Annotated in this window: 12 protein-coding genes; 7 read left to right on the forward strand and 5 right to left on the reverse strand. The window is 61.7% G+C overall.

The window, feature by feature from the left end; genetic code table 11:
• Window positions 1-14 precede the first annotated feature (14 nt).
• Window positions 15-842, reverse strand: a complete 828-nt coding sequence (locus tag GSQ73_RS01010; RefSeq protein ID WP_158880054.1) for a hypothetical protein — start codon at window positions 840-842, stop codon at window positions 15-17.
• A 76-nt stretch (window positions 843-918) separates the two neighbouring features.
• Window positions 919-2,730 carry a type IV secretory system conjugative DNA transfer family protein gene (locus GSQ73_RS01015; protein WP_158880057.1) on the reverse strand — a complete coding sequence of 604 codons (1,812 nt, stop codon included), beginning with the start codon at window positions 2,728-2,730 and terminating at the stop codon, window positions 919-921.
• A 282-nt stretch (window positions 2,731-3,012) separates the two neighbouring features.
• Between GSQ73_RS01015 and GSQ73_RS01020 the strand changes: the two genes are divergently transcribed.
• The 7 genes from GSQ73_RS01020 (at window position 3,013) to GSQ73_RS01050 (ending at window position 8,699) form a co-directional block, all read left to right on the forward strand.
• Window positions 3,013-3,312 carry a hypothetical protein gene (locus GSQ73_RS01020; RefSeq protein ID WP_158880060.1) on the forward strand — a complete coding sequence of 100 codons (300 nt, stop codon included), beginning with the start codon at window positions 3,013-3,015 and terminating at the stop codon, window positions 3,310-3,312.
• Window positions 3,313-3,608: 296 nt separating this feature from the next.
• Complete coding sequence (locus GSQ73_RS01025; RefSeq protein ID WP_158880063.1) at window positions 3,609-4,802, forward strand: hypothetical protein; 1,194 nt, start codon at window positions 3,609-3,611, stop codon at window positions 4,800-4,802.
• A gap of 91 nt (window positions 4,803-4,893) precedes the next feature.
• On the forward strand, window positions 4,894-5,451 hold the full coding sequence (locus GSQ73_RS01030; protein WP_158880065.1) for a sigma-70 family RNA polymerase sigma factor: 558 nt from the start codon (window positions 4,894-4,896) through the stop codon (window positions 5,449-5,451).
• Window positions 5,451-6,212, forward strand: coding sequence for a hypothetical protein (locus GSQ73_RS01035; protein WP_158880068.1), 762 nt, complete (start codon window positions 5,451-5,453; stop codon window positions 6,210-6,212). Before GSQ73_RS01030 ends, GSQ73_RS01035 begins: the two co-directional genes overlap by 1 nt.
• Before the next feature lie 96 nt (window positions 6,213-6,308).
• Window positions 6,309-7,133: a methylenetetrahydrofolate reductase [NAD(P)H] gene (gene metF / locus GSQ73_RS01040; RefSeq protein WP_158880071.1), complete on the forward strand. Its 825-nt coding sequence runs from the start codon at window positions 6,309-6,311 to the stop codon at window positions 7,131-7,133.
• A 25-nt stretch (window positions 7,134-7,158) separates the two neighbouring features.
• Entirely contained in the window at window positions 7,159-7,728 is a 570-nt protein-coding gene (locus GSQ73_RS01045) for a DUF4124 domain-containing protein (RefSeq protein ID WP_158880074.1), read from the forward strand.
• Window positions 7,729-7,781: 53 nt separating this feature from the next.
• A complete protein-coding gene (locus tag GSQ73_RS01050) occupies window positions 7,782-8,699 on the forward strand; it encodes a branched-chain amino acid transaminase (protein WP_158880077.1) in 918 nt (305 codons plus the stop codon).
• An 80-nt stretch (window positions 8,700-8,779) separates the two neighbouring features.
• Here GSQ73_RS01050 and GSQ73_RS01055 read toward each other — a convergent pair whose 3' ends face one another.
• The 3 genes from GSQ73_RS01055 to rimK form a co-directional block, all read right to left on the reverse strand.
• Window positions 8,780-10,072 carry a HAMP domain-containing sensor histidine kinase gene (locus GSQ73_RS01055; RefSeq protein WP_158880080.1) on the reverse strand — a complete coding sequence of 431 codons (1,293 nt, stop codon included), beginning with the start codon at window positions 10,070-10,072 and terminating at the stop codon, window positions 8,780-8,782.
• Window positions 10,056-10,742, reverse strand: a complete 687-nt coding sequence (locus GSQ73_RS01060; RefSeq protein WP_077441131.1) for a response regulator transcription factor — start codon at window positions 10,740-10,742, stop codon at window positions 10,056-10,058. The genes GSQ73_RS01055 and GSQ73_RS01060 overlap by 17 nt, the downstream gene beginning before the upstream one ends.
• 294 nt (window positions 10,743-11,036) lie before the next feature.
• Complete coding sequence (gene rimK, locus GSQ73_RS01065) at window positions 11,037-11,948, reverse strand: 30S ribosomal protein S6--L-glutamate ligase (protein ID WP_158880083.1); 912 nt, start codon at window positions 11,946-11,948, stop codon at window positions 11,037-11,039.
• Between the last annotated feature and the right edge of the window lie 5 nt (window positions 11,949-11,953).

Genomic DNA, 11,953 nt, shown 5'->3' on the forward strand with positions numbered 1-11,953 from the left:
ATCTGATCGTGTGGTCAATAAGCTGATTTGCATGAATTCGTAGCATCAAATGACAGATTCAGTACCTTCGCGAGATATCCTGTCGCATCCTCAATATTTTTTCCTTTAGCTTGGTCAATAGCTGCTTGGACAGCGGCCTTATCGATAATACGAAGCCCGGGCGCCAAGCCCACGGGAGATAGATCGGACTTGCGCAGACGAAATACCCAGCAGCCCATCGCAGCCAGGAAGGTGCCATCATTTAGATCAATCGCGGCATGGATCGATGATTCCAAATGTCCACTCGAACATTGATCTTTTCTGGCGGCAACATGATAAATGGCCACTTTAAGCCATTTTGAATTCTCTCCTTTCCAATCATTGTCACTGAGGCCACCCTTGATGCCACTAATATCTACGGAGCAGTGATAGTTAGAACCCTTGAGAGAAAGCATCTTGTCTTCAAACCAAATACCTCCTGGCAAACTTCCTCTCCCAGCCAGCGAGAATTTAAATCCTTTATATTCGCCAACATGAACGCCGCCCTTGGTGTCAACGAAGGACTGGACTTGTTGTCGCGTATTATCTAGAGGCTCTGTCTTCACCCGCAGAGTTTCTCCGCTGAAGAAGTCGAGAGCCTGCGCATCAGCGCCATCACCATTGATCGCCCACGCACGCCATTTGCCATGATCGTTCTCCACAAACAGGCTGTAGGCGCCAGGAAACATCCGCTGCGCGACGCCGTTATCGGGCCATGCTGGTTTAGATGCTGCTTGACCGGTGGCCGTATGCGCCATGCCAGCAGTTCCAAGCGTAAGTCCCAATGCTGTCCCCAGCGCGATACTCGCGAATCTAAAATGCATGTCGGTGACTCGTGTACATAGGATTCTCCATGATGGATGCGCGGATACCTTTATAGAATTGTGCCGATGATTACGTTCATTTCAGCCACTTCGCTTCCTGTTCGTTCTGCGGTCGTATGATGTTCTTCGCAGTTGCCGCTTGTTCGGAACTTTGTCCAGGCCGAACGATCTTTGCGGGCGCAATGCTTGCCCGCTCCTTGAAGTTCTTGTCCTTGAAGAACCAGTTCTTCTTCGCGCGGATGGGTTTGCAGCCTTCGTAGAAGATCAGCTCGTCATCGGCCGGCAGTTCCTTGATTTCCTGCGGCAGGAACAGGGCGCGGCGTTCTTCGGTGTAGTTGATCGAGACCTGGTTGCTGCCGCTGCCGCGGCTGGTGCTGCGATGCTGTTTGCGGATGGTCTTGTAACCGAGCATCTCGCTGTATTCGGTGGCGTCACTCTGCTCGCGCGGCGCGAACACGATCTGCGCGCCGTGGTTGGTGATGAAGTTCTGCGCGTCGTTGTCGCCATAGGCGGAACGCAATTGCGCGCGGCTCTGCACGATGCACAAATCGCGCACGCCGTAGCTGGCCGAGATCGAGATGCGCTTGGCCCACACGTCCACCCGGCCCATGGCGGTGAACTCGTCCATCAGCATCAGCATCTGGTACTTGAGGTCGGGCTCCTCGCCCAGCTGCTTGCTGAGGTTGTTGCCGATGACGGTGCTGAAGAAGATGTTCAGCAGCTTGCTGCTTTCGTCCAGCTTGTTGGTCGGGATGATCACGTACAACGTGGTCGGCCGCCTGCGCAGGCTGGCGATGTCGATATCGGTTGCGTTGGTCGAGGCCGCCAGTACCGGGCTCAGGAACTGCTGCAGCGGCGCCTGCATGGTGGCGATCACCGAGGAGAACGTCTGCTCGGCCAGGCCGACGAGGTTGCCGAAGACGGTGCGCGTCTGTGGACTGATGAACGCGTACTTCGGCTCCTTGAGAATCGCCTGCAGCATGTCCTTGGTGCTCTGGCCGTCCGTACCGCTGGAGAAGCGCAGGACACGCTCGAGACTGGGAAAATTCGGCGAGTCGTTGACGTCGGGTATCAGTTCGCGCGGCGCCCTGCTGGCGATCAGCGGACCCACCTGGTGATCCCATGCCTCGAACATGTAGGACACGAACGCGGTGAATGCCGCGCGGCTCTGCGAGGTCCAGAACGGGTCCTTGCCCTGTTCATCCGGGTACAGGATCGCGGCGATGGTTTGAATGTCGCCGATGCGCCGGCCAGGGTCCAGTCCGACCAGGGTGGTCATCGGATTGAAGCGATGGGTGTTGCCCGCTTCGTCATACGGAGCCCACACACGAATGGCCTGGCCTTGTGCTTCACGCCAGCCGCTGGTCGCCTTGAACAACTCCCCTTTCAGGTCGAGCACGACCATCGATTGCAGATACGACAGCAGGACCGGAATAGCGATGCTGGTGGTTTTGCCCGAGCGGGTCGGGCTGATGGTGATGACGTGCTGGGCACCACCGAGCCACAGGTATTGTCCTTTGTATTTGCCGATGAGGATGCTCTGCGGCGTCTGCTGCAACAGCCCGGCTTTTTTCAGATCGGACAGCCCGGCGAAACGGGCATCGCCGTGCAGCGATTCGGCCCTGGACCGGAACAGCGGAATCAACAAGCCCAGCCACAGCAGCAACGGCAGACCAAAGCCCACGACGCCGCTGAGCTTGATCTTGCTGACGTAAGGCGCGTACTGCGGCAGGTGCATCGCCTGCACGTACAGCCACCACGTATTCCAGGCTCGCGGCGCACCGTGCAGGCCGATGAAAAGCGGCGTCAGCTCATTGGAGAAAAACCATCCGCCGACGAGTGCCGCGAACAACAAAGCCAACGCGAATCCCAGCTTGACGCTGCTCATTCCCAATCTCCATGCGTGCGAATTTCGATGCTGGTGCAACGCGCTGCGCACTGTCAATCCGCGTCCACGCATCGTCTTGTAGGTCTGTTGCGCAGCGCACAGCCTGCGATGCGCCTAGGCGACCGGCGAGCCTTAGGCTTTCGGTGCATACGCCTCTATTACCACTCCGCCAAACCAGTGCAGCTTCAAGTACGCGGGTATGCCCGAGATCAAGGTCCAGCGATTGACTGCGTGAATATCGTTGTGCGCAGACTGCCTCAAGTTCGCTGTCGTCGAGCCGACATGGGTCTCGCCTGCGTTTCGCATCCACCTCATCTTTCCTCGCATGACGCGGCGACGAATGCGACGCTCGCGGATCAGATCCTCATAGGGCTACGTGACGTCTCGACCGTGGTCGCGGAACAGTCGCTCCTGCCATCGGAACAAGGTTTGCAGCTGCGGATGATCGACAAAATGCGGCACGATCCTCAATGGTCGCAACAGGCTGGCCAGCGTGATGTCGGCAGCGGTGAACTGATCGCCGACATAAAGTTGTGCGTTTCCAGTCTTCGGGCGATTGGAATCAACGCCTGCTCCGGGTAGGTTTCCATCCAGTGAATGATTGGCGATGAATCGCTGATGGCCACGTCGGTAACCTTGTTGTGGATCAACGGCACGGTCTGCGGGGGTATTGCGACCACTGCAGCTTGCACAAATCGATCATCGCCATCTCCCTGGTTGATGAACTCGGAATGCGGGCGCGGGCGCTTCGACACGAGCGACGAAATGACCCGGCGGGCGGACTCGATACCCTACGCGACAGTTTGATGAAACCTTCTCGCTGGTAGCATGAACTTGCGGAAGCAGGGGGGCCTCCGTTTTTACTGACGGATGCATGCATGGGGAATTCTGTTTATCGGGTGCCGGCAATCGTCATGGGCCGGGGGCCCACGGCGCTTGGCATTCTGCGTTCGCTGCGACTGGCGGGCATTACCGCGTATGTCGCTTGCCCGACGGGCGATCACGTCACGCGTTCGCGCTGGTACCGGCCGACGCCGGGGCCGACGCCGTGGGACGGATCGATGGGTCCGCACGCGTACGAAATCCTGCGGCACATGCCGCTGGATCAGGCGGTGCTGATTCCCGGCGCCGATGATTCCGCGCTATGGCTGTCGGACATGCCGCGCAGCGACTTGGCCGACCGGTTCCGGGTGAGCAGCAGCACGCGCCTGACGCAGGAGATCCTGCAGGACAAGTCGCGCTTCGCGTCGTTTCTCCAGGACACCGGCATCCCGCATCCGCGGACGTTCCGCATCGACTCGCCGGCCGACATCGATGCGATGCCGTTCGATGAACTGGACCGCTGCTTCGTGAAGCCGGTGAACTCGCAGATCTTCAGCGACGTGATGGGCGTCAAGGGCATCTGGGTGGAACGGCGCGACGAGCTGCACGATGTTTGGCGAAAACTGCAAGGCCACGATTTCAAGTTGATGGCGCAGGAATATGTACCGGGCAAGGCCAACGATCATTATTTCGTCGATGGTTTCCGCGATGCCGGCGGCGAACTCACCGGGTTGTTCACTCGCCAGCGCGTGCGCATGCATCCGGCGGATTTCGGCAACAGCTCGTACTCACGCAGCATTCCGCTTGAAACGCTCAAGGCGCCGGTCGACAACATGACCGAGCTGCTCGCGAAGCTGGACTATCGCGGCATTTTCAGCGCCGAGTTCAAGCGCGATCGCCGCGATGGCGAATACCGCATCATCGAAGTGAACACACGCGCCTGGACTTACGTGGAATTCGCTGCGCGGTCGGGCGTGAACGTTTGCGAGATGGCTTACCAGGATGCGCTCGGTTTGCCAGTCACTCGCGCATCCACCGAGTATCGAAGCGGTGCGGGCTGCGTCGACCTGCATCGCGACATCAATGCGGTGCGGACGCAAGACGTGAGCACGCGCGGGCCCTTTCTCACCATCCTGAAACAATGGCTGGGCGCGCACTTCCATTCGTTCCGCTTCGACGATCCTCGGCCGGGGCTGTCGTTCGCGCGCAAGCTGCTGGTACGCCGCTGGAAGGAACGTTCCGCCGCTTGATCGTCGCCGCCGCTTCGCGCATTCGCGCGCGAGAGTTGTAAGAATCGACAGGCTCGCACGTCTTTAGGGATAACCACCCAGGAGATGTGCCATGCCCTTGTCGTTGTCCACCGAAAGTGAGCCTGTCATGGACGCCGCGCCGCCCGATGTCGCCAGCCTCGCCCGCGCGTATGGACGCACGGTTTTCATGGCTGCCTACCGCGTGCTGGGCGATGTCGGTCAGGCCGAGGATGCGCAGCAGGAAGTATTTTTGCGCCTGCTCGAAAAGCCCTTTGGCGGGATCGCCTCGTGGCCTGCTTATCTGACGACGCTCACCGTGCGCATCGCGATCGACCGCCTGCGCAGCCGGCAGCGCTGGCGCCGGCTCTTGCCGAAGTGGCGCGCATCGTCGCCGACGGCCTTCGACAGCACCGAACACGACGCCGTACAGAACGAACGCGCGCAACGCTTGCGCAAGGCACTTTGCGTGCTGAAACCGCGCGAGGCGGAGTGCTTCACCCTGCGCTACGTGCAGGGGCTGGAGATCGCCGCTATCGCGCAGGCCACCGGCATGACATCCAACCACGTCGGTGTGTGCCTGCACCGCGCAGCCCAGGCGCTCGAAGCGCGACTGGGCGAGACCACGACCCCATCCACGGAGGTGCTGTGATGAGCAACGAATTTTCCACCACCCTGACCGCCCACGTTGCGGCACTCGAAACTGCATTGCCGGAGTCGGCCATCGACGCCGCGCAGCGCAGACTGGAAGAGCGCCTGGCGACCGCTCGTCGGCCGTCGATCCGTCGTCCCCTGATCGGCTGGGCGGCCGTCGCCGCAACGGCCTGCCTCGTGATAACGCTGGCGATTCTTCCCGTATCCGGTGGCATGGCGTTCGCCACGGTGCAGAAGCATCTGAGCGACTTCAACACGCTCACCTTGGTGATCGACCAGCAGTCACAGGGCATCGCATTGCCGGACATCCACGTTCGCATGAACCGCGAGGGCGACGTACGCACCGATATCGGCACGGCATCGAGCACGGTGATCAACATGCGCGATCACCAGATGCTCACTTTGCTGCACGACTCGCATCAGGCCATGCAGATGTCCCTGCCCGCATCTGCGGTTCACAAGCCTGGTGACAACCTGCGCTGGCTGGACACCATCCGCCAGTTTCAGGGCAAGGCAGAAAAGTTGCCTAACGCCAAAGTCATCGACGGCCAAAAAACCACCGGCTGGTCGTTCGCCACCGAAGGCGTGCACATCGTGCTCTGGGCCGATGCGGACGGCCTGCCGCGTGCGGTCGAGATCAATGATGGTCAGCTGCTCAGCCAGCACATGCACGTCGCGGTGGACGCGCCGATCGACCCGACGGTGTTCAGCACGACTACGCCGGCCGGTTATCACCTGATGGGCAGTGACGACGAGTGAGCGTCGCAGGGCGGCCGCGATCGACGGCCGCCCTTTATCGCTTCATCGCGAAACAGAGATATATACTGGTCGGCATCGCACATCAGGATTTCCGCCATGCCGGCCATCAGTTTCGAGTTTTTTCCGCCAAAGACCGACGAGCAACGCGCGCAGCTGGACCACGCCGCGGAAGTGCTGAAGCCGCACGGGCCGGAATATGCCTCGGTCACCTTCGGCGCCGGCGGCTCCACGCTCAGCTACACCGGCGAAACGGTGGCCCGGCTGCACAGTCAACACGGGTTTCATGTCGCGCCGCATCTTTCCTGCGTCGGCGGAACGCGCGATGAAATCGCGGCATTGCTCGACAGCTATCGCGCCGCGGGTTACCGGCGCATCGTCGCGCTTCGCGGCGACCTTCCTTCGGGCATGGCCACGGCGGGCGACTTTCGCTACGCAGCGGAGCTGGTGCGTTTCATCCGCGAGTACAGCGGCGATCACTTCCATGTCGAAGTAGCCGCCTACCCGGAAACCCATCCGCAAGCCGACGACGCACTGCGCGACCTGCATCATTTCAAGGCCAAGATCGACGCCGGCGCCAACGGCGCGATCACGCAGTACTTCTTCAATCCCGATGCGTATTTCCGTTTCGTCGACGACGTACACAAACTCGGCGTCAACGTGCCGATCGTGCCGGGCATCATGCCGATCGCCAACTACAGCCAGTTGAAACGCTTCTCCGACATGTGCGGCGCGGAGATTCCGCGCTGGATCGCCAAGCGCATGCAGGCGCATGGCGACGATGCGGCCTCGGTGCGCGCACTCGGCGCAGAAGTCGTCGCGCAGCTGTGTCGGCGTCTGCTGGAGGGCGGCGCGCCAGGGCTGCACTTCTACACACTCAACCGCGCCCGGGCGACGCAGGCGATCCTTCAGCAACTGACCTGACGCGCGGCCCGGCTATGCTGGCGCGATGCGCCTTCCCTTCCTTCTGCTGTGGCTGATCCTGCTCGCCTGGGCAACACCGGCCGCGGCGCAGAATGCGATTCATCGATGCATCGGCGCCAACGGCAATCCGGTGTTCACCGACCAGCCCTGCGATGCGATGCGCGCCACCTCGGTAACCGCGGCCGCGAAAGTTGCCGATGCGCCGCAGTCGCCGGTTCCGCCGCCGATCCTCTGCGCCGGCAACCTGGCCGACTTGCGCCAAAGTGTGATCGACGCCTTCGCGAATCACGATGCCAACCGCCTGGCCGGCCTGATGCTCTGGGGCGGCTATGGTCGCGGCGCGGCAGTGGCGGACATCCAGTCGCTCACGGCACTCATGCGACGTCCGCTGCTGGATCTGGGACCCACGAGTGACCCGGCTACCGCTGGTTCGAACGGCGATCCTTATGCATCCGACGCGCCGCCCGACCCTTCCCCTTCAACGGGTGGACTGGTGCTGCACGTAGCCGACAACAGTACGGATGGCAGCTCGCACGAGCTGCGTTTCGACGTCGTGCATCGATCCGGTTGCCTGTGGCTGCGCAGCGCGGGTTGACGCCGGCCTGACGGCGAACGGCTATCATGCGCGGTCCCCTTTGGAGAAACGACATGGCGCAGCAATATCCGGAATGGATCTGGCAGAACGGCAGCATCAAGCCCTGGCAGGAGGCGACCACCCACGTGATGTCGCACGCGCTGCATTATGGTTCGTCGGTTTTCGAAGGCATCCGCAGCTACGCCACGCCCGATGGTGCGGCGATCTTCCGTCTCACCGACCATCTGAATCGCCTTTATCAATCGGCGCGCATCTACGACATGGTGTTGCCGTATTCGGTCGATGAACTGGCCGCCGCCTGCCGCGGTGTCATCAAGAAAAACGATCTGGGCGCTGCGTATCTGCGACCGGTCGCGTATCGCGGCCTTGGCGGCTTCGGTCTTTCTGCCGAAACTCCGATCGACGTGGCCGTCGCGGCGTGGCCGATGGGTCCGTACCTCGGGCCGGAGGCGCTGGAGAACGGCATCACCGCCTGCGTGTCGAGCTGGCAGCGTTTCGCGCCAAACACGATTCCCGCTGGCGCCAAGGCGGGCGGCAATTATCTTTCCGGCCAGTTGATTGCGCGCGAAGCGCGCCGTCTCGGATTCGGTGAAGGCATCGCGCTCGCTTCAAGCGGTTTGCTCAGCGAAGGCGCGGGCGAAAACCTGTTTCTGGTGTTCGACGGCGTACTCCACACGACGCCAGCCAGTGCATCGTTACTCGCCGGCATTACCCGCAACACGTTGATGGTGCTGGCGCGCGAAGACGGCATCGAAGTGGTCGAGCGCGATATCCCGCGCGAGTATCTTTACCTCGCTGAAGAAATCCTGATGTGTGGAACGGCGGCGGAAGTCACGCCGATCCGTTCGGTCGACGGCAAGCAGATCGGCAACGGCACCGCCGGTCGCGTCACGCGTCGCCTGCAGGAACTGTTCTTCGGCCTGTTCGACGGTCGCACCAGCGACAAGTGGGGCTGGCTGGAACCCGTGTGACGCCTTGTAGGAGCGCACCCTGTGCGCGACGCTTTTACGGCCGGCGTGACGTAGAAAAGCGTCGCGCACAGGGTGCGCTCCTACGGAGATGAGCCGAACACGATGCTCGCGATGGCGCCGTTGGTATCGCTGCGCGGGCGCATCGAAACATCCCAGCCGTAGAGCTCGCAGAGCCGCCGCACGATCGCCAAGCCGAGGCCTGCCCCGCTGCCGCCAGCGCCTTCGCCGCGAACGCCGCGCTGGAACAATCGCTCGGCGTCCTCCGGCTTGATGCCCGGGCCGGTATCGATTACCTCGATGCGGCCGTTGCCCACGACGACCTGCACGCTGCCTTCGAGCGTGTACTTGATCGCGTTGCCGATCAGGTTGGTAAGCGCGACCGACAACACCGACGCCGGCGCGTTGACGTTGACCAGTTCATTCGTGGCCAGGTCGATCGTCAATGGCTTGCCGCGCATCTGCGGACGCTGGCTCTCGATGACATCTGCGGCAACCTTGCCGACCTCGGTGGTTTCGCCGCGGGTCGGACCACGTCGCTCCGCGCGCGACAGCAGCAGTAGTGCTTCGATCAGTTCGGTCGCCTGACGCGACGCGCGCTCGATGCGTTTCAGTCGCTCGCGCAGCTTGTCGGTAAGGTCGGGCGAATCCTGCAGCAATTCGGTGGTGCTGGCGATCACCGCCAGCGGCGTGCGCAATTCGTGGCTGACGTCGGAGTTGAACTCGCGATCGCGTTCGACCATCGACGTGAGCCGCGCCGAGTACGCATCCAGTACCTGCGCAAGCTCGCCCACTTCGTCATCGGCAAAATGCTGCGCCAACGGTTCGGCTTTGCCAGCCTTGCGGAAGTCTCGCAGACGATTGGCAAGCTCGGTGACAGGCTTGAGCACCTTGCGCGATAGCCAGAGACCGATCGCCAGAGACAGCAGACTGAAAAGGAGCACGGCGCCGATCAGCGAAAGTACCAGTTGCTGTTTGCCGAGATCTTCGCGGCTGATGTCGTAACGGGTGAATCCAATGATGTTGTTCTTGCGCTGCACGGCTAGCTTGTAATGACGCGTGCGGCCATCGGCGCCCGCTTCGTAGATGTCATGCACGCCACTCTGCAGGTTCTGCCATGCCAGCGGCATCTTGTAGAGCGTGCGATCACTCTTGACCCAACCTTCCACCAGTTCGGATACGAAGGGCCGATCAGGATGATCGATGGCGTTGTCCACCGCCTGATCGACATCGCTCTGCATGCTCGTATTGACCAGCTGATTCTCGACCTTGGCGCGCACATAAAGCGCAGCCACAGCAAACAGCGCGCTGAGGCCGAAGCCGAACAGCGCGAAGGAGACGATCAATCGAAAGCGAAGCTTACGCCTGGACTGCATCCGGCTCGACCATCCGATAGCCAATGCCGTGCCGCGTGTGGATCAGCGGTTTCTCGAAGGGTTTGTCGATCGCCGCGCGCAAGCCGTGGATATGCACGCGCAACGAATCGCTGTCGGGCAACTCCTCGCCCCACACACGCTGTTCCAGATCCTGCCGCGTCACCACCGACGGGCTCGCTTCCATCAGAGCCTGCAGAAGTTTCAGGCCGATGGGATTGAGCTGGATCGACTTGCCTTCGCGGTTCACCGTGAGCGTGTCGAGATTGAATGTGAGGTCGGCCACTTTCAGCACGCGGCTTTGCGGGCCCTTGCCGCGTCGCGCCAGTACTTCCAGGCGCGCGGACAGCTCCTGCAACGCGAAAGGCTTGGTCATGTAATCGTCGGCGCCGGATTCGAAGCCGGTGAGCTTCTGCTCCAGCGCATCGCGTGCGGTCAGCATCAGGATCGGCGTCTGCTTGTGCGCTTCATGGCGCAGCTTGCGGGCGACTTCGAGCCCGTCCATGCCGGGCAACGTGAGATCGAGCACGATCACGTCGAAATCATGCACCACCGCCAGATGCAGGCCAGTAACGCCGTCGCCTGCAAAATCGACCACGTGGCCACGGTCTTCCAGATAGTCGCCAATGTTGGTTGCGATATCGCTGTTGTCTTCGATCACCAGAACGCGCATGCATCACTCCTGCGCAGCCGGTACACGGAACGGCTGGGACTGCAAGCTTAACAAGCTTGAAAGCGGGAAGCGCAGCGCGCTTCGCCGGAACCTGAATGCGGATCGGCACGGGCAAGAAAAAGGCCCAGATGCACGACTCACCGTCGCCGCACCTGGGCCCAAATTACTGCCCCGATACCACCATCTGCTGTCGTCGAACCTGGGAGGGCCGGCCGAGCAAATGAACCACGCCGCCTTTATAAATCGCTGCGGGTTATGACGCGGTTAACCGGATCGTGATGCATCGGCAAGCGTTCATGATGCGGCCTTGCGCCGCGCATGAGCCGACGAATCGCCGGCCTGTGACTGCAACAATTCCATGATGGCGCCAGCGACATCGACGCCGGTCGCTTCCTCGATGCCTTCCAGTCCGGGCGACGCATTCACTTCCAGCAACAACGGTCCGCGGTTGGAGCGCAGCAGATCGACGCCGGCGATGCCCAGACCCAACGCGCCCGCTGCGCGGATGGCGATGCGCTTTTCCTCGGCGCTCAGGATCGCGGCACTGGCCGTGCCACCGCGATGGAGATTCGCGCGGAATTCGCCCGGGCTGGCATCGCGCTGCATGGCGGCCACGACTTTCTTGCCGACCACGAAACAACGCAGGTCACTGCCCTTCGCTTCGGCGATGAATTCCTGCACCAGAAAATTGGCGTAGAGGCCGCGAAATGCTTCGATCACGCTCTGCGAGGCACTGCGCTTTTCCGCCAGCACCACGCCCGTGCCCTGGCTGCCTTCGTTGAGCTTGATCACGTGCGGCGGATCACCGAGCAACGCCAGCACGTCGGCGGTGTCGTCGGGGTTGTCGCCGAACACGGTGATCGGCATGTCGATGCCCTGCGCCGCGAGAATCTGCAGGCAGCGCAACTTGTCGCGCGCGCGCAGCACGGCATCGGATGGATTCGGCGTGTACACGCCCATCATCTCGAGCTGGCGCAACACGGCGGTGCCATAGAACGTGCTGGTCGTGCCGATGCGCGGAATCACGCAATCGATGTCGCGCACTTCCTTGCCTTTGTAGCGAATCGCCACCGCCCCGGGCGCGATGCGCACATAGCAACGCAACGGATCGAGCACGCGCACCACGTGCCCGCGTTCGCGCGCCGCCTCGACCAGGCGCTTGGTCGAATACAGCCGCGTGTTGCGCGACAAAATGGCGATCTTCATAGGCA

This window comes from Rhodanobacter sp. L36 (assembly GCF_009765755.1).
Classification (GTDB): Bacteria; Pseudomonadota; Gammaproteobacteria; order Xanthomonadales; family Rhodanobacteraceae; genus Rhodanobacter.